General features: G+C 39.7%; 13 protein-coding genes. 3 read left to right on the plus strand and 10 right to left on the minus strand.

Annotation, left to right across the window (positions count from 1 at the left end; genetic code table 11):
- Window positions 1-179: 179 nt before the first annotated feature.
- From DBR43_RS19650 to DBR43_RS19660, 3 genes are all read left to right on the plus strand, one after another.
- Window positions 180-821 (plus strand): DJ-1/PfpI family protein, encoded by a 642-nt coding sequence (locus DBR43_RS19650; RefSeq protein WP_124583876.1) that lies wholly within the window; start codon window positions 180-182, stop codon window positions 819-821.
- A gap of 140 nt (window positions 822-961) precedes the next feature.
- Window positions 962-2,113, plus strand: coding sequence for a helix-turn-helix domain-containing protein (locus DBR43_RS19655; RefSeq protein WP_124583878.1), 1,152 nt, complete (start codon window positions 962-964; stop codon window positions 2,111-2,113).
- Window positions 2,114-2,171: 58 nt separating this feature from the next.
- Window positions 2,172-3,011 (plus strand): alpha/beta fold hydrolase, encoded by an 840-nt coding sequence (locus tag DBR43_RS19660; protein ID WP_233603051.1) that lies wholly within the window; start codon window positions 2,172-2,174, stop codon window positions 3,009-3,011.
- Window positions 3,012-3,069: 58 nt separating this feature from the next.
- Here the strand turns inward: DBR43_RS19660 and DBR43_RS19665 are convergent, their stop codons facing one another.
- The 10 genes from DBR43_RS19665 to DBR43_RS19710 all read right to left on the minus strand — a co-directional run bounded on the left by DBR43_RS19665 (window position 3,070) and on the right by DBR43_RS19710 (window position 18,011).
- Complete coding sequence (locus tag DBR43_RS19665; RefSeq protein WP_124583880.1) at window positions 3,070-3,711, minus strand: DUF6624 domain-containing protein; 642 nt, start codon at window positions 3,709-3,711, stop codon at window positions 3,070-3,072.
- Between the two features lie 76 nt (window positions 3,712-3,787).
- Window positions 3,788-4,225 carry a hypothetical protein gene (locus tag DBR43_RS19670; RefSeq protein WP_124583882.1) on the minus strand — a complete coding sequence of 146 codons (438 nt, stop codon included), beginning with the start codon at window positions 4,223-4,225 and terminating at the stop codon, window positions 3,788-3,790.
- Between the two features lie 228 nt (window positions 4,226-4,453).
- Window positions 4,454-5,767 carry a hypothetical protein gene (locus DBR43_RS19675; protein WP_124583884.1) on the minus strand — a complete coding sequence of 438 codons (1,314 nt, stop codon included), beginning with the start codon at window positions 5,765-5,767 and terminating at the stop codon, window positions 4,454-4,456.
- 306 nt (window positions 5,768-6,073) lie between these two features.
- On the minus strand, window positions 6,074-6,451 hold the full coding sequence (locus DBR43_RS19680; RefSeq protein ID WP_124583886.1) for a hypothetical protein: 378 nt from the start codon (window positions 6,449-6,451) through the stop codon (window positions 6,074-6,076).
- Window positions 6,451-6,921: a M15 family metallopeptidase gene (locus DBR43_RS19685; RefSeq protein WP_124583888.1), complete on the minus strand. Its 471-nt coding sequence runs from the start codon at window positions 6,919-6,921 to the stop codon at window positions 6,451-6,453. Before DBR43_RS19685 ends, DBR43_RS19680 begins: the two co-directional genes overlap by 1 nt.
- 411 nt (window positions 6,922-7,332) lie before the next feature.
- Window positions 7,333-10,320, minus strand: a complete 2,988-nt coding sequence (locus tag DBR43_RS19690; protein ID WP_124583890.1) for a phage tail protein — start codon at window positions 10,318-10,320, stop codon at window positions 7,333-7,335.
- 266 nt (window positions 10,321-10,586) lie between these two features.
- On the minus strand, window positions 10,587-11,492 hold the full coding sequence (locus DBR43_RS19695) for a hypothetical protein (protein ID WP_124583892.1): 906 nt from the start codon (window positions 11,490-11,492) through the stop codon (window positions 10,587-10,589).
- 214 nt (window positions 11,493-11,706) lie between these two features.
- Window positions 11,707-16,026: a fibronectin type III domain-containing protein gene (locus tag DBR43_RS19700; RefSeq protein ID WP_124583894.1), complete on the minus strand. Its 4,320-nt coding sequence runs from the start codon at window positions 16,024-16,026 to the stop codon at window positions 11,707-11,709.
- A gap of 84 nt (window positions 16,027-16,110) precedes the next feature.
- Window positions 16,111-16,458: a hypothetical protein gene (locus DBR43_RS19705; RefSeq protein WP_124583896.1), complete on the minus strand. Its 348-nt coding sequence runs from the start codon at window positions 16,456-16,458 to the stop codon at window positions 16,111-16,113.
- An 89-nt stretch (window positions 16,459-16,547) separates the two neighbouring features.
- Window positions 16,548-18,011: a hypothetical protein gene (locus DBR43_RS19710; RefSeq protein ID WP_124583898.1), complete on the minus strand. Its 1,464-nt coding sequence runs from the start codon at window positions 18,009-18,011 to the stop codon at window positions 16,548-16,550.
- Between the last annotated feature and the right edge of the window lies 1 nt (window position 18,012).

Raw genomic sequence — 18,012 nt, forward strand, 5'->3', positions numbered from 1 at the left:
AATGTAAATTCAGGTAACGAATATGGAAGACTTAGGATCATAAAAAACAAGACCGTACCTTAAAATATAAATGAGACAGTTACAAGCTGTATAATTGAATCAAAAGATCTCATAAGCCCACGTAAAAAGGTGTGATTACATTCGTAACATAAATCTTAAACCATATAACCTCTCAAAAAATGAATATAGCAGTCCTTGTTTTCAATGGTGTTGAACTCGTCGACATGAACGGTCCTTTAGATGTTTTTCTCCACGCCAACCGTTTTAACGCAGCACCTTTCTACAATGTATATACAGTATCGGCAACGCCCGGCCCGATTATCAGTGAAGGGGGTGTTGTCACAATAGTTCCTCAATATACCTTTGAAACCTGTCCGGATCCCGGGCTGATCGTGATTCCCGGCAGAATAGGCAATGATGCGGATTCCTCTTCCATTCCTGCAAAAGCAGAAGTGGTGGAGTATGTCAAACAAATGGCTGAAAAGGGCAAGCTTATTCTTTCAGTTTGCGTTGGATTGTACACGCTTGCTGAAACAGGTTTACTTGCAGGAAGAAAAGCCACCACACATTACCTTGCGATCGATTACGTAGAATCTCATTACAAAGGTATCGATATGATTAAAAACGTCCGGTACGTGCGGGATGGTAATTTCATTACAACCGGAGGGATTACTTCAGGTATTGATGGCGCCCTGTATGTTGTAGAACAATACAACGGCCCTGATGTTGCCCTTGAAGTTGCCAATATTATGGTATATAACCGGGAAGCACCGCTCCCACCAGGGACCATTTTACCACTTCAGGATCAGTCAGCATCCTGAAACGGATAAAACTGCCTTTCTTTGACACACTTGGTACTTAAACCTTATGAGGGGATTTGATGTAAAAGGTCATGTCCGATAGTTAATTTATCGGACAAATGGTATATCTTTTTTAAATTTGAATACCAGAACCACCTCTCATGACTGAGCTTACAGATTCAATACTTTGCGGATCAGCGTTTTTGTTAACCTTTATAATTTTCATCAACCCAACAAATGTAAATACGGCGGCAAATAAGTGGTTTGGCGCCTTTATCTGCTGCTTTTTTCTGATCAGCGTTCAAAACAACCTTTTGTCGACAGGTTTATTTAAAGAAAATCATCCCTTACCTGAGTGGTTAGGGGTAACAAATTTCATCATTGCACCTGTATTCTATTTAAGCATCTCTTACTATGTAGAACCACTTAGAAAATGGAAACCATCTTCTCTTTTCCATTTCAGCTTCGCGTTATTTATACTTGCTTTAATCATTATTTCTTATTTCCTGGACAATAATTCAGTCCAGGAGGGGGTTGGTAAGAAAGCGATAGCCGATGCAGAAATTATTTTTAACATCTTCTTTTCTATACAGGTTATTCCTTACTGCCTGCTCGCTTATAAAAAAATCATAAAACACAATAAGAACATACATCAACACCACTCAATTCTGGAGAGGGTAAATTTGAGCTGGCTAAAGCACGTCAGTATTGCTGTCCTGATCATTTCTATTTTATGGGTAACAGATATTTTCTTTAATTTCTCCGGAAAGCACCAGATCGTAGATACGTTGACCAGTATAATCTACCTCTCAGGAATATGCTATATCACTTACTTCTGGTTAAAACAAGAAGAAATCTTTCCTTATACCAGAGATGAAAAACATCAGATAGTGACCATTAATGCTGAAAATACCAGTCAGGGAGTTGTTAAGAAAAATTTATTGAGCGAGGTACAGCTAACCATCATGAAAGCAGCACTGCTGGAACTCATCGAAACAAAAAAGCCCTTTCTGGCTTCAGATCTAAACCTGATTAAGCTTGCCGGACAGCTAAATATATCTGCTCATCTGTTATCATATGTAATCAATACAGGCTTTAATGAAAATTTTTATCAATTGATCAACCGCTATCGTGTGGAGGAAGCAAAACGCCTTCTTCTTGAGCCAGAAATGAAACATTTAAATTTGTTAGGGATCGCCTTTGAAGTCGGATTTAATTCAAAAACAGTATTCAATACCACATTTAAAAAAATTACAGGGCTCACTCCTTCCGAATACAAAAAGCAGCATTCGGATAAAACACGTTCTGATTGATAAATCAGAACGACAGGCGATTCATTTTTATAGTTTTTTGTTCAAAATTATAAATCATATGAAACACATGAATTACCTGCTTATTGCAATGACAAGCTGTTTTCTGATCGCCTCGTGCAAAAAAAATGAAGCAAGAAAAAAAAATGTAGAATCCTTTCTCAGCCAAAAAGACCTGAGCTTACCAAGCCACAAACTGAGTACCTATTCTCGAATCCTGAACTCAAAATACCTATTGGTCTTTGAAGCTGGTCTCGGTGATGACCATTCTGTCTGGCCGGAAAACGAACTCATCAAAGTCATCCGTGATCAGTCTGACCTACTAACCTATGACCGTGCAGGTTATGGCACATCAGGTCTTGGGCCAGGGCCGAGGAACATTGCAACTTTAAGTGCTGAACTGGAAAAAGTAATTGATGCATTTTCCGGACAAAAAAAAGTAATACTCATTGGCCATTCTATCGGAGGAATGATCATCCGCGATTACGCCATTAAACACCCTTCAAAAACCGCAGCCTTGTTGTTTATTGATCCATCCCATGAACATTACAACCAACCATCCGGGGAGGAAGAAGATAGAATATACAACATATTTAACAATAGCTACGGAGCCGGTTTTGGTGGTACCCGGGAAGCCAGGGTTTTAATTGAAGATTCGAGGTACATGTCTACATTAGCCACATTACCCAACATTCCCGTTACCGTGATATCAAGTATGAAAACTGATCAGGAACACCCCGCTGCAGATCGAAAAAAGTGGTTTGAAGCCCATGAGTTTTTAGGAACGGGATTGAATGATTTCATGCATATCAGTACGGTTAATTCAGGGCATTACATCATGAAGGAAGAACCTGATCTGATCATCAGAAATATCAACAGCCTCCTGGCAAAACTTCCCTGAATAAACAAACAGGTAGCCAGAGTGGCTACCTGTTTGTCCTACTTCGCGCCTGGGTTGATTATTTATCTTTCAGCACATATAATTTAGGCCCTTTAATTCCTTTCGTTTCATAATTAGCTTTATTCATTCTAAAATGAAGTTCGCTCATTTTGTTTAAATAATCTTCAATGCTATCCAGTCCCACTTCTTTTCTACGTTTGTTTAAAGATCCCGGATTTTCTGTCGGACGAGGAAACGCCTGACAACTGTCAGTGTTATACGTGACCTGTGTTCCATACAATTGGTTACGATTCGTATTGAGCCTTACCCTATCCGTAAGGTAAGCGTAATCCCCGCTGGCAGCATTCTTCTTTAACACCTGCTTTTTCATCGCATCCAATACTTTTTGCTGAAAATCCGGCCATTTGTCCAAATGCTGCACCAACAGCCAAAAATCCCTGGAACCTTGTTCTCCTACCAGATCAAATCCCGGATATCCGTGATCTGACAGGATCTTTTGAAGGCGGATATAATGTGAGCTGAATACGCTATCCTGAAATTGCTTTCTTTTAGGATCACCAATTTTGTGTTCAGGCTGAAATCCGGCGGCTTTCTGATCCCAAATGACCATTTTGGCTAAAGAATCTTTAAGTGCGAGGTCAGTTTGAGCAAATGCGATGACGCTATTTAAGAACACTATAGTCAGGACAATTCTTTTCATAATCGATGTGTTTATCAGCCTAAGATAATTTATTATGGGGACAAGTCACGAGATTCATTCTGCAAATGTAAAATGATCACAGATAACGTTTCTTTAGCCAATAAAACAAAGAAAAACTGATTAAAATAAGTATTCCGGATCCAAATACATAGTACCAGATATTGATCGGACTTTTCTCGACAATAGTATTAGAGTGCTCTGATTTTGAAATTTCCTTTACAGAAGCGGATTGTGTGATTTTTCTATTGATGTCATTTTGCAGGATTGTTTCCTTATTGAATTTAACAGAAATAAGCCGGGGTTTTAAAATTGCCGAAGCAGAAAGCATTCCTGTTTTTGGGTGGAAGAGCAGACTTACATCAAGAAGATCATTTTGAATTACGGTCAAGCCATTTACCAGGCTATCGACTTTAAAAAAAGTCTCCTGCTTAATTATCTTTTCAGGGATGACCACTATCGTATCCGATTGCTCCCTGATCGTCAGGATAGACCTGTCTCTAGTCCATTCTGCCATTTTCTTTTTTTCTGACGAGCTGATTTCCTGTTTAGCGTAGTCATTGGATTTAAACACTTTACGGAACATACCGCATCCAGACAAAAAGACCGTTATGATGATTAGAGGGATACACCTTAGGCAGCAATTATTCATAGCTATTTTTCTTTAGTTATTTCTACTATATTCGACAATTAAGTGCATCCTGTTGCAGCTCGAAAGTGCTGCAACAGGATGCTTAATCTCTAATTATTGTGCACCTACACCAGGCACAAGAGACTGAAAATTAACAGTATCCAACACTGCTTGTTGCTGTGTAAGGAAATAATGATTTCCTTCTTCCCTGACGACAGTTGGTCCACCCATATTTGTCATATTACCAACCGGAAAATAGGTTCCTTCTCTGTACATTTCGAAGCCAAGGTTATTGTAATATTCCAATGTACCTCCGGTTTGATAAAGATCAATCATTACTCCTTCCCAGTCGTGGGATGTATTCATTAGACCTGCAGTATTATTGTAAACCTTTGCGTTTGTCGGCTTAATCCTTGTTGGATATAATGCCATATAATCATGCATATCCGGACTTACCTGCAGTTCAAAAGCAGAATATTTCCAGCTGTTCCAAACCACATTGTTATAGATCAGAACATCTTTAACCTCTGAACCATAAGACACACCCCATGCACGAATTGCATTTCCCTGATGATTTGTTATTTTGTTATCATGGAAAGAGCCATTTCCAATCATCTGAAAAATACCATTATGGTAACCGTTTGGAGCATTAGGATCGCTGAATGTCCTGTTAATATTATTGATCACATTATGGGCAATTTCATAATTTTCAACCTGTCCCATCCAGACAACATTTCCAATTTCAGGGCAATTTTTGATGACACAATTAAGAAACTTAAAATTTTTCATTAAGTTCATGATACCTTCGTCGGTAAAACCGCCATTACAACTGAAACCCATGCCGGTATTTTCAAAAGTAAGCCGCTCCATTTTCCAGTTCATAGAAGCGGTACTGTCTGTTCCGTCATAGATCAGTCTGTTGTGGTAGGAAATCGTATAGTCTCCTACGTTCTTAAAACTCATGTCATGGAAATACACATGATTACTATGTTGTTCAATAGAGATGGCGCGGTAAGGCTGATCAGTTACAGAAACTCCCCAGAATTCCAAATGGTCTGCCTGTCCAATGGAAATTGAACCACCTGGCAGTTTTACTCCGGTTCCATCAATTTTTACGTTTGTGACTTTCGGAATTGAGATGTACTCGTAATTTCCAGGAACGATTTTAATATTCACGTTTGCCAGAGGATCCAGGAACAGTTGTCCGGAACCGGTTCCAACATTGACGAAAACAGGATCTACAGGTGGAATTACAGGAGGCGCTACTGCGGTTGCATAAGCTTTTACAAAATCCGTGCTCGCTATGGATGGATAAGCAATTTTACCATCTGAATAAGTGATTTTAGTGATTTCTACCACATAGGTGATGACCTGTCCATCGACAATAATACTACCTGTCGGTTCTACTGCTGTTAATTGATTGTTCATTTTTTGTTGTTTTATATTTGAATTGATTTTGAGAATTCTAATGCATAACGATCCCCTTTAGTCCTGCAATGGAGCTGTCCCACTCTTAGGTCTATTCTGTAGTTTTATAGAGATGATCTGATTTTTTTAACTTAGCCTATAGCGCTTTTACTAGGATTTCCAATTCCAGGGCCTTTTTGTTGATGCTATCCAATTTACTATGAATCGGATGTCGATAAGATGCTTTAAAGATATTTTGTGTACCCTGTCTGTTCGAAGAAGCCCCAGATACCATCAACATAAATACGGTGATTATAAGTAGTATTCTCATTTCCTTTTATTTTTATTAAAATATTGTTTAACTGATTCAACTGTTCCGTTTAAATTGATTAGAGAGGTATCTAATCTTTTGCTATTGCTATCCTGTTGCTCCTTATATGGAGCCAATTGTTTCGGAAGCTCTCTTTCCACTCCTTTAGCTACCGCGATGTTAATTTTCTCGTTCAACATCGTGATGTCCTGAATCCTTAACCTGTTCATTTCATTAATGACGTTATATTGCCAGAAGTTAAGCCCTACAGAAAGTAAAAGCATCGTCGCAAAAGGATTTTGCTGGACTGCAATAAACAGTCGGTCAAACATCCTTTCCAACCAGGCGGCCTTACGGTCGATCATATCTTGTTTTGTTTCTATCTCCTCTTCCATTATCTTCCAATTTCAAAATGCATCCAATCGTAATTTTTCTCTCTGCCCAATGAGATAAATCCATGTTTATAGAAGATATCAATCATTGGTTTATATTCCGGCCTCGCAAAACGAGCGGTCCTGGCCGTTTCTTTTAGTAAATTCCTATCTGGGTCAAGGTCGATTGCAATTCCCCAGGAATGACGGGAAAGCGTTTTAGTACTTCCTCTCATCAGCCGGTAGTTAAAGCAGCCACCATATAGATCTATGCCCAGTTCCACGATCCTTTCATAACCGTAATGCAGAAGAATATCTTCGAACACAGCCAACAATTGATCAGCGATCAATTCATGACATTGTATTTGTGCTACTACACTTTTCTTTTCCCAGGCAACACGCATTTTATAAGGAAGTTTGATGGTAGTCAGATAACCTTTGCCTGTTGCATTTGGGATGCCGTATTTTTTGTTTAACTGATCAATAGTTATCATATCCGTGTCCTTTAATTGTGTTACACAAATTTACAAAACACAGCTAACAAGCTAAATTTTAAGGTTTTAGAACCAGGAGTTTATAAAGAGAAACAGTAACGGTATAATTTGCTCAATAACTGCATTTAGCACAAAAGATGATATTACTCTAGACCTCACTTCAAAGAATACCGCTCTAGAACTACTTTTTCAATTGCATCTATTTCCCGCAGATTATCAATTACAACAATGAAATATGAAAAAACAATTACTAGTATTGATCATTGGATTAGAAGACAACTGAATATTTCCATCAGTTATTAAACGTGGTAAAGAAGTACTTTACCAAGCCACCACATAAAACCATTAGTCTCCCCAATATATACAACTGTTTTCAAAGGCTTTACCCATTTGATATAGTAAGCAAAATAGTTACCAAGAGCCAACATAAAGACCATTAACAAATCTCATACGAGCACCTCCCGCATTTATATTGACTGTCTCGCCCTTTGTACCTCTCCCATCTAAATGGATTTCCCCATCTACGTAAAACTTGCCCAAACAAGCTAATCCGTATGTAGAACTATTACCTGGCGTGCTTGTGTTTGTGCCGTCATAGCCTATTACAGCAGCTGAAAGCCCTGAGCTTGCTGAGGTAGTATTTCTTTTTTTCAAAATACCGCCAATAGATGTATTCATGGCTCTCATCCCCGAGGCAGAAGAAAACATTCTATTTGAGCTCCCATTCGCGTATATACCTGAGCTAGTTAACCATGAGCTATCATCATTAGCAAAAATACTTAATCCTGCTGATGTCACCCCTTGTCCCGTATCAATAGAGGCATCTATTTGCAATGCTGGATAATCTTGGCCATCTACATATAGTGACATATTATTCCCAGCCTTTGTAATTTCAACTCTTTTACCTGTTACAGCAGTTTTTAAATTTTCAACCCCCAAATTAGCTATAAATGCCATTTTAGCAAAGAAAAGATTTGTCGCAAGGCTTTCGTATTGTCCGCCGAAAGCCTCCCATTTACTTGTATTTGTTGGTGGAATTCCGGAGAATGTACCCGCATCAACCCTGGCAACATAAGCTTTTTCTCCTGAACCATCATTATAACGGACAACATCAACTTTACTGGCGTTTCCAGTATATTGCTTATCCGACTCATATTTACCACCACCAGTAGGAAGTGGACCGTCTTGACCCACCACCACAACCGTCCAGGAACTCCCCTCCTCTGGCGACACATTTGATATCGGCAGGGCACTAATCACATTCCAGGAAGATCCATTATAGCTAACCTGATCCCCGCGATAATAAGTATCAAGTGAATTATATACGCCTCTAAATACGGGAATTGGTGCTTGAATTCCACCAGCATTCTGAACTACTCCACCGCGAATGGTCAACTTATTAGGACTACTTACATTCCAGTCTATTCCACTCAACTCGTCACCAAGTTTTAGCTGGCCCGTTGTCAGATCCATAAACATTTTCTCGTCAATCGACTTAATTCTGCCCGCTGTAATCTGGTCGCCAACAATGAACACCATTCCATTGGTAAGCGCATTATCTCTTCGCCCATCTTTTACTGGAAACAGTACCCCTGCCTGCAAAATATAATATCCTGGCGTGCTCTCAGCTGATTTTACTTCCGTTGACAATTCCCAGGACCCCACGAGAACCGATTTAGAAATTTTAGCATAGAGATAATATTTATTAGATGGGATCAAGTTTGAGGCAGTGAAAGGATCCATTTCCCAGGTAAAGCCCGCTCCAGGGACATTAAGATCATAATGAATCAGCTCCCCAGCAGTAGCCGTAAATGAATTTGGATTACCCAGATAATTAGGCTTAAAGGAAACACTACTTAAATTAAAGTTTGTTGCTTTTGCGCCAATTGCGAGGTAAAGAGATTCAATACTTCCGGTCGCGATCTTCCCGGCGTAATACTTATCCGTTGTTGGATCAATTACTGAATCCTTCAAATCGTAGAGGCTAATCGAATTTCTTCTTGCCTGTTCAGCTTGAATACGTGAAACCTGTTTAACCTCTTTTTTTGTATCAATCGCACTGGCAACTAGCCTTTCCTGCATCGTATAAGGAATAAAATTACTGATAGACACATCGATATTCGCTTCGTTAACCAATGGGTAAGACAGGGTAGCAATCCTTAAAGTTGCATTGATTGGCAACTTAAGGTCTACCAGGGTAATCCGATCTCCCACCCTAAGTTGAATTCCGTTATCGCGGATGTATTTCTCATCTGGTTTCAGTCCATAGGCAACCCTGGGTACACTATTTTCCTGCAGATAAGCAAGCGTATCTGCTTTAAGTTTATTTTCTGCCGCAGTAATATAGCTTTCCGGCATTTTTAAATTCACCAGTGTATATTTTGCATTGACTTCCGGAAAGTTGAGCTCATTAGGAAGTGTATAATCATTTGTATCCTTAAAAACATTGAAGTAAATTGCTTTCTTTGAATGGTCATATTTCCATATTTCAAACTCATAGTTAGCCAGGGCGCCCGATTTGAAAACTATTTTAGCCTTTTCTCCTCCCTGCAAATGTGCATTGATATCAAAGTCAATAGACGTATCAATAACTGTCTTTTTATCAATCACCGCTGTAACCGTCCCGGTACGACTGGGGAAAATCTCTGCATTTTCATACTTTCCCTCTTTTATACCATATAAATCAACATTAGCTTCCAGATATTTCTCTTGAAACAATAGTTTTTTCGCCTTATCTCTATACGTATAATCGATATTCTTTGATCCACCAAAAGCATATACCCTGGTCACTACATTTTTATCATCTGCAATTTTCCGGTTCAACTCATACAAGCCTTTCCCTCTTCCAAATTCAAAAACAAGCCCAGTGTCAGCCCCCAATGTTTTCACCATATTGACCTGCTGGCCTACCAGAAAGAATTCCAATTTAAACTTCTCGGCTATTGCAGTCAAGGCAGTACGACAGGAGTGGTTATTATAATCTAGATTCATTGGCTCAGTTACTTCAATAGCACCCAATGTCCAGCCTTGTTCAATCTGATTAATGTTATCAACCATCAAACGAAGATGATCAGCCGCAGTGCCATAATAAGAGAAGTCATCCGTTCCTTCATGCATCAGAAACTTGTCGTGTAAGCTATAAACCGGACTTTCAAATATGATGTTGTATTTATGGCTATGGTCACTTTCAGACTTTCCATATTCGGGAACAGTATTGATCTTATATCTTTCCCCTTTATGAACAATATAATCGCCCAACTGAACCGGGAGTATAAAAGGCAATACCACACTACATGCGATTTGTTTTTCAGCCATCTGCGTCTCGCTGAACGTCGTATTTTCATCAATATCAAATGACACCAATTGTGTATCATTTCCTCTGTATATCTGTAGTTTCATCTTCTTTATTTTTTATTTTAAAATTCTATTACCCTATTTGACCAGCAAGCCTTATAATGGAAATCTCTTCCAGCTGATTCGAAGAATCAACAACTTTTACATTCATTACATATTCTGGTTTTGACTCTTCCATTCCAGACATATTATATCTCCGGAACTACTTTCGAAACCAGAAAGTTTTCCATCACCGGTCCTATCAATCATTCACTTTTATGGTTAATGGTAGCTCACAACTTCATTAACACCATCCAAAAATCTCAATTCGCTCATATTCTTACTTTAATTAAATTGTTAAAACTACCCGTTATTTTTCGGCCTGAATTATCAACCAGATCGGCGTACGTTTCCAATACACCAGACTCGGTGATTTTACATTCAATAAGACCTGACATTCGGTTTGGCCTACTATTTATATTACTGACTTTAAATCCATCCTTTACAAAAAATTGCCGGTTAAGATCATTCGGAATCCTCAGTTTTCGCAACCCCGGAGCTGAAAAAAGCACATATAACCTACCCAATGTCGCCATGAATGATGCCTGGTCAGGCTGATCTACAAACATCTTTAAGGTAATTTCCCTGGCTTCTGTTTTAACGAAACCCAAACCATCTTCAGGTGAAGTAAAACCCAACGTTTTTGGTGACGGCCGATTGGCTCTGTCTCCTGTAGACAGTAATAATGTTACTCCGAGATCTTTAAAACTAATTCCATCTATTCCATATTCGGCGTTAGTCACTGGCATTTCCCCAACTCCCATATAAACAACAGGTTCAAAGAAATTGAAGGTCATCCTCAAGGCTTTATCTCCAATAAAAGCACCTGTAACCGATTGATTTACATAAACATGATACGTCCCCCATTTGCAACTTAAAGGGACAAGTCCGGAGAAATGGTCTATCAGTTCAAATATCTTATTCGCCTTATTTGTACAATCCATTTTGCCATTCCCATATACGTAACCGACCAATGAAATAGCCCTTCCGCCAAAACTAATTTCAGCAGCAGAAACATAAGGTTCAATTCCATGCTCATCTCCCCAGCTATGAAAAGTTTTTCCGGTTCTTGCCGGCATATCAAAACATCCGGCCAATGCAATATTACTCGCATTTTGCTTTCCCGAGATAAAACCTAAGCTCCCCAGGTCTATATTGTTTAATGTGTATGTATTCATATTGTGATGATGATGTAATTTCAATTGAAGACCGAGTACCTGGTATTGATTTAATTCCAACTGAAGCAAAGTTACATTAGACTACTATAAAGCCAGATTCCAAGGCTTTATAGTAGATTGATTATAAAGTATTTACCAAATTACCATCTTTCATATCGGTAACAGATTTCGCTAAACCATTGCAGTATTTCCGCCCTTGTTTGTAATCTCTTTTTTACTCGGGCAAGACCTCTTCAAGTATCAATGCAGAAACCCACAATGGACTCTGGTCATACCTAAAATTTACTCCCACCTTTGGCGTATTAATATGATCTACCACAGGATAGCCATTAATTGGTTCATGTACCTTATAAGGTGAAGTAACTGCTTTAAGAGAAGTCAGGTATAAACTTTTATCTGGCAGATTTTTATTGAGATAGGACGGCGACTGCCAGTTTTTGTAATAACCTAGTCTGGTTGCTCCGTTTCCATCATAAGTATAAACCGTTAACAATACCCGGATGTTATATTCTTTACTGGCATCGAGATTCTGGAATATGGCCAGTGAGGTCATACCTCCATAATTGAGATTAGCAATGCCTACACCTGAAGTATTCGTCTTAAGAGGAAAATTCGGATCATTAGCATTAATCATCTCCATCTGTATATAACCATTCTGACCTGTATTCTCTTCGCCACTTAATGGCAAAATGAATTCAACGTCCGTGGCTTGCCCGTTGCTGTCCTTTAGATTTTTAGTATAAGCCTGAGCATCCAGGGGAGTGGCCGAGCTCATGGGATTGAGTACAATATCATTCCAACCAGTCCCCTGTAAATTATCAGCATCGGTAAGGTTTACTTGTATTTTTCTATTCAATAGTCCAGCATTATCTTTGTTGTTAACCGTTTGTCTGGAAATAAATCCAGCTAATTTAACACCTGCCGCCGACTGAATATTTGATCTACCGGCATCATAACTCAGATCTACTGTTACGTTGTTACTGCTAATCAAAGCTGATAAATACACGTACATGATCCTTGGATCCGCAGCATCCAATACACATCTTGATGCATTGATACCAGAAGGGATACCGGACAAACTTTCTATTACGGAGAAACCAGATTCCTGTCCTGCCGGATTAGCCATCGGTATATCGAATGTAAGTTTAAGCCGATCTCCAGCATAATTACTTTTGACTGTCATTAATGTCGGCGGTAAAAGAACCACATTTCCTGTAGTTTCCCCAGGAGAGAAACTGAATTCAGAATATCCAAAATCTTTTTTAGCACGGATCTTATAAAAATACTTCGTACCAGCCGTAAGTCCGTTATCGGCATAACTCCTGTTTATTTTGGGAATTGAAGCCAATAAAGTATAGACTCCATTTGCTGTATTTGATCTAAAAATTTCAAACAGATCAATTTTTTGCTGGTTCTGTATTGTATAATCCCACTTCATCGTGATGCTGCTGCTGGTAATAGTTGAAGCAGCCAGATTAACAGGAGGCTGGAGCGTGCTTAAAGTTGTAATTCCAATCGCTTCTGAAAGAGTGGAGACCAATCCATTTTCCTCAAATTTTATTTTATAGAAGTAATTTGCCCCTTCAAGAAGGTCAGTAAAAATATGCGTCCCATTGTCGACATATCCGCTAAATACTTCCACAAAGTTCTGGTCTGGTAAAGCACTCTGATAAATCTTAGTCAGATTACCTCCAATATTTGCATCTGTCCAGGCTAGTTTCACAACTGAGTTACTGATTGCTTCTATTCGTAAGTCCATTGGCGCTTTCAATCTGCGTGTTCCGATATTTTTAGTTTTTATAAGCGTTGGACATTCATTCAACAACAACTCAATGTATTTCCCGTCATTATCAGCCTGGGTATTTATAGTCTGATGTAAACCTCCGGCCGGATCTTTTCGGAGCTCGGCATTGTCTATCCTGATAACCTCGACGCTTCCTTCCCCAGAATGAACATAGAGCTTAAAATAACCATCCGTAAAGCCCACATTTCCCAACCAGGCTACAATCATAGTATCCTGCGTCGTCATATTTTTATAGGCCAAAGCAATCAACTTAGGGTGGTGTGTTTCAAAGGTTAACCCTTCAGATTCCTGAGCTCCAAACATTCTGATGGAATGCTGAAGTGTATATCCCGCAATCTCGGTCATTAAATTAGAGACATACCAGTAAGAAGCCAATGGCTTCCTGTTCCAGTCATTGAAAGCGGTAATTCCATCAGCGTAACCACAGGTTAAGAAAACATCCCTGTATTTGGCATTTTCATCGAGATCCTCGAGTCTGACATTGGTGTTTGCAAACCAATATTGATTAATGACATCACAGCCTGCGAGGAAGCCCAATAGAAAAATCCGTTGTAACCAATAGCCTTTATATTTACTCCGCTCCAACTGACTTCTATACCCCGGAGAATATACTCCTCCCCACTGTTCGTCATATCCAATCTCTGTAATTCTTAGCTCAACAGTTGGTAATTGCGTATCTCTGAACTCATTCCAATTATGAATCAGTTCTAAATATTCACCTTGTTCAGGAGAGACTCCCTCCGAAGGCACATCCGAATAAACTGGTACAGTCTGACTGCCTGCGGAAGAATTATAATGGTGAATATTGATAATCTCTAGTGGATAATCTCCATATCCCCGATGCAAATCCCACCATAACATCATTCGCTTCAGGAACCCGATGTTTCCTCCAACTGCCAGCGAGGACATCGATATTTTTAATTCCGGATCAGCAGTTTTCGCACCAAATCCAGGCCCCATTGCTCCTTTATGTCCATCATACAAGGCAGATAAAATTGCAGCCTGCTCTTCCCAATTGTGATATCCGTTTGCTTCTGTCCAATAAGCATCCGCTTCATTCCTGAACTCCAGAGACTCTAAAACGTTCAATCCTCTTTTTAAGGTGTCAGTAGATGTTAGCTGAATATATTGAGGGTCTGCATTTGGATTATTTCCAAACCTTGCTGCAATATTATAAGCAAGCCTGGCCATATGTTTATAGTTCAACGGGTTTGTGGTTACCGCAAGATTTACAGGATCTAAGCCCGGATCAACAGGTTTAGAATTATCTGCACGTACATAACCTTTAGGCCTGAGATATAAGGGAGCATTGTTGGTTGACATCATTATCTTTTGCCCCGTAGCCACGAAATCAGCCATTCTCAGGTCCCAGTTCCAGATATGCTGAGACTCAAACTGGTACTTTACCTGCGCTAAGCCAAGGATCACATTTCCCGAGGCGTCGTAGGCATCCCCCAATTTGTTATTCTCTTTCCCAACCACCCAGTCGCTTTCCACATAACACCTGGTATTGCGTGATACTTTACGTACCATCTGCTCATTTTCCAGAAGAAAAGCATTGGTACCAATTCGCTGATCTACTGTTCTGGCTGCTACAGTTCGCTTATATTTCTTCCCTTTTATTTCTCCGCGTTGTGTTCTTTTACCATAGAATAAAAGTCCTCTTATACCATGTTCAGAGCTTTTAAAAGCAATATTTACATATTTTATATTTTGAGAAACAATGGTATTCATCATTACCTTTGTCCACTTATTCTGATCTACATTGACACCTATAGTGGCGGCAGTACTAAAACTGACACCATCCAGCGAAGTCTGAATATCAATATCTCCATTTCTGCTCTGCCATACATACAGATATTCTATATTCCAGGCACCATCCAAATCAATGATGGTATCCCAGGAGGGTCTGTTATACATCGGTACATTCCCAAGACCATACATCAAAATTGCCATCCCGACATTTGGTGTTCCTTCAGGTACGCCGTCCTTATCTATAATTCCTCTCAGATCAGCCAGGTGGTCCGGACTCATCACTAGCCCAGTCGCCTCATCTTTAGCGAAAGCCAGACCCTGCGGGTAGATCAGCTTAGGATTGATTGGGATTATTCCAGGCGTTACAGCTCCAGTAACATCACTCGCCGCAGCTATAAAACTGACGACATTGGAAGCGGCAGATATCCTTGATTTACCAAAAATGATTTTCTCAGAAACAATAGTCACGTAATATTTGTGCCCCGGCATCAAAGCCGTCAATACCATTTCTTCTGGTTCACCCGGTTTCTTAGGAATTAGTGAGTTTTTATAGGCTGGCAGATCTGTCACTCCATAGTTAAGGTCAATTTCACTCTGACTGATATAGATATGATACTTATCTGCTTTCACTTCTGCTATCGGAGGATTTCCTTTTGGCGCATGCCATTTTATTTTTGCACCGTTACTATCAACTATAGCGACCAATAAATCCTGAATTTGTGCAGGCTGATTGATGATCAGTTCCGGTGTTAAAATTTCAGCACTCCAATAAACATTTTCATCATCCCTTAACCAGTTCATTTGAGTAATGGCTCCAGGGCTAAGTCCAATATCAACATTCCCAATGTTACCTTCAGCCAATTTGATCCTATGGTTTCCAATCGAATCCTGTTTCACAATAAGAGATCCGCTTTCTCCTGCTTTTTTATCCGGGGCAGCCAGTATCCCATCTTTTTTTAAGATTATCTTTTTCATATTTTTCCTTATACTGTTAAAAGGTCTTAACCCCTTGAATTCTTTATTAAAAAGAGCTGACCGCCCCTATTCCCCGGGTAACATTTAAATCGTTATCCTACCGTTATTATCTGTTACATACTCTAGCTTAGGCTCCTCTTTTCCAGTTATTTTAATATCCCCGGAGCCACCGATCCCCTCACCATTTATCGTCTTAAACGTGATCTCTCCAGGCCCAAGAATGCTCTGTCCGTTAACCATTTTCACATTCACTCCACTGGCTAATTTTGACTGATAAGCCGTCAGGGAATTCACCGTAGCTAATCCTTTTATCAGGTCTGAGGCCAGGATATAAACAATCTTTCCATCGCCGGCCTTTGCGGCCATTATTTTTTCACTGCCAATAGGATTTGACACCCCGGATGCACCATCCGGAAATATTAGTTCGCTCATATTCTTATCTTATTAAATTATTAAACTACGTCTTTATCTACAGCTGAATTTCTCTCCTTAAATGGCGGATTGGGCTGCGCAACTAATCTTTATAATGTGATAGGGTATCCGATATAAGAGCAAACCTTAAGTCCATCGCCATCAACTGCATTTCCCCGTTGCATTCGGTAATCCATCGTGGCCGAAGCACTTACCGGATTCTGGCAATTTATCACCCAGTTTTTACCGGATCCTGTGATGCCCAAGACACTATTGCCTGATACTTTATAAGCATTTCCTCTTGAATTGCTATAGACGGATTGCGTAACAGCTTTGTCGTAGGTAATCAAAACCGAGCTACCTGACCTTATGACATTTATAATTTTAGCAGGAAGTAAATCATTAGCTGGATTTGAAACTATCGGATTCTTTTTATAAATATTAATCAATCCGCTATCTGGATTAAAACTGAAATCATCAGCACCACTTACTGTAATTGTGCTTATTGTCCCTCCCTTTAAAACCAGAGACATATCCCTCAACCTATTCCGCTCGGAAACATTAGAAAGATCCAGTGTTACAACCAATTCCCGACCGCTCAGGGTCTGGTTCTTTAGCGCCAAATCCTTCACCTCACAGTATTCGGAAAATTCCTGCATACCAGCCATCCATACTGTATCAGTATTTCCGGGATGGTTTTTAATATACTGGATTAAATTTTTCCATTGATCGAAGGTATCACTGTTTGCATCTTTTAAACCGTGTGAAAACCAATGTCCAATATAATTCGCTGCCCCATCCTGACTTCCGGTAATCACTGTATTTACCAGATCTTTTATCGCGTCAAGATCTCCCGGATTTCCCTCTCCGGTATAGAGCCTGTTAAAAAGCAGTTTATCTCGTCTAAAATTTCCAGCATTGAGTTTCCCTCCCCAGTACACTCCATAAGTATCTGCGGTAGCTCCTTCAAAATCATCTCTTGCAGGATCACCAAATGAGCTGCCCACCATGAGATAACCAAGGTTCGGTGCAGTATTCGCATAACCTTCATCAACCGTCGGGATAACAAATGTTCTATGTCTCCAGCCTGTTTCATTAAAGGTGATGCGTTCATTCTCTTTTACCTGGAAGAGTTTATCATAGCCGGAATGCGCATGACTATGATTAGACAAGTCAAACCCACCGGCAATAATTTCCTTATACTGCGCCCAGCTTGTGAGGTAGTCATTTCCTGCACCTCCCGTTTTGGGTGTTGCCGTATTGAAAGCAAAAGTCATTTTGTAGGTTACTGCTTTGCCCGCGCCATCAGTATACCTGACACCAGGATAAATTACCCCGTCTGCAGCAGCAATACCACCTTTAAGATAGGCATAGCCGATGGTGTAATCCTCCACAAAACCATCGTCCTTTGCCATAATAAATCCTGACTTTTTATTGTACTTTAATACTGAAAAATCAACTGAAGGATTACTAAATCCTTCATTAAGCGTAATTTTAATTTCCACTTTTTTTGAAGGATCAGGAGGCGTTATTCCTCCCGATTTCCTTAAATTCCGGCCTTTAATTCTTACCATA

The sequence above is a fragment of the Pedobacter sp. KBW06 genome (genome assembly GCF_003852525.1).
Lineage (GTDB): Bacteria > Bacteroidota > Bacteroidia > Sphingobacteriales > Sphingobacteriaceae > Pedobacter.

Excerpts from the sequence above, each read along its gene's own strand:
- DBR43_RS19690 (WP_124583890.1), bottom strand. The coding sequence starts at position 10,320 with ATGAAACTACAGATATACAGAGGAAATGATACACAATTGGTGTCATTT.
- DBR43_RS19710 (WP_124583898.1), bottom strand. The coding sequence starts at position 18,011 with ATGGTAAGAATTAAAGGCCGGAATTTAAGGAAATCGGGAGGAATAACG.
- DBR43_RS19685 (WP_124583888.1), bottom strand. The coding sequence starts at position 6,921 with ATGATAACTATTGATCAGTTAAACAAAAAATACGGCATCCCAAATGCA.
- DBR43_RS19660 (WP_233603051.1), top strand. The coding sequence starts at position 2,172 with ATGAAACACATGAATTACCTGCTTATTGCAATGACAAGCTGTTTTCTG.
- DBR43_RS19655 (WP_124583878.1), top strand. The coding sequence starts at position 962 with ATGACTGAGCTTACAGATTCAATACTTTGCGGATCAGCGTTTTTGTTA.
- DBR43_RS19700 (WP_124583894.1), bottom strand. The coding sequence starts at position 16,026 with ATGAAAAAGATAATCTTAAAAAAAGATGGGATACTGGCTGCCCCGGAT.
- DBR43_RS19650 (WP_124583876.1), top strand. The coding sequence starts at position 180 with ATGAATATAGCAGTCCTTGTTTTCAATGGTGTTGAACTCGTCGACATG.
- DBR43_RS19670 (WP_124583882.1), bottom strand. The coding sequence starts at position 4,225 with ATGGCAGAATGGACTAGAGACAGGTCTATCCTGACGATCAGGGAGCAA.
- DBR43_RS19675 (WP_124583884.1), bottom strand. The coding sequence starts at position 5,767 with ATGAACAATCAATTAACAGCAGTAGAACCGACAGGTAGTATTATTGTC.
- DBR43_RS19665 (WP_124583880.1), bottom strand. The coding sequence starts at position 3,711 with ATGAAAAGAATTGTCCTGACTATAGTGTTCTTAAATAGCGTCATCGCA.
- DBR43_RS19680 (WP_124583886.1), bottom strand. The coding sequence starts at position 6,451 with ATGGAAGAGGAGATAGAAACAAAACAAGATATGATCGACCGTAAGGCC.
- DBR43_RS19695 (WP_124583892.1), bottom strand. The coding sequence starts at position 11,492 with ATGAATACATACACATTAAACAATATAGACCTGGGGAGCTTAGGTTTT.
- DBR43_RS19705 (WP_124583896.1), bottom strand. The coding sequence starts at position 16,458 with ATGAGCGAACTAATATTTCCGGATGGTGCATCCGGGGTGTCAAATCCT.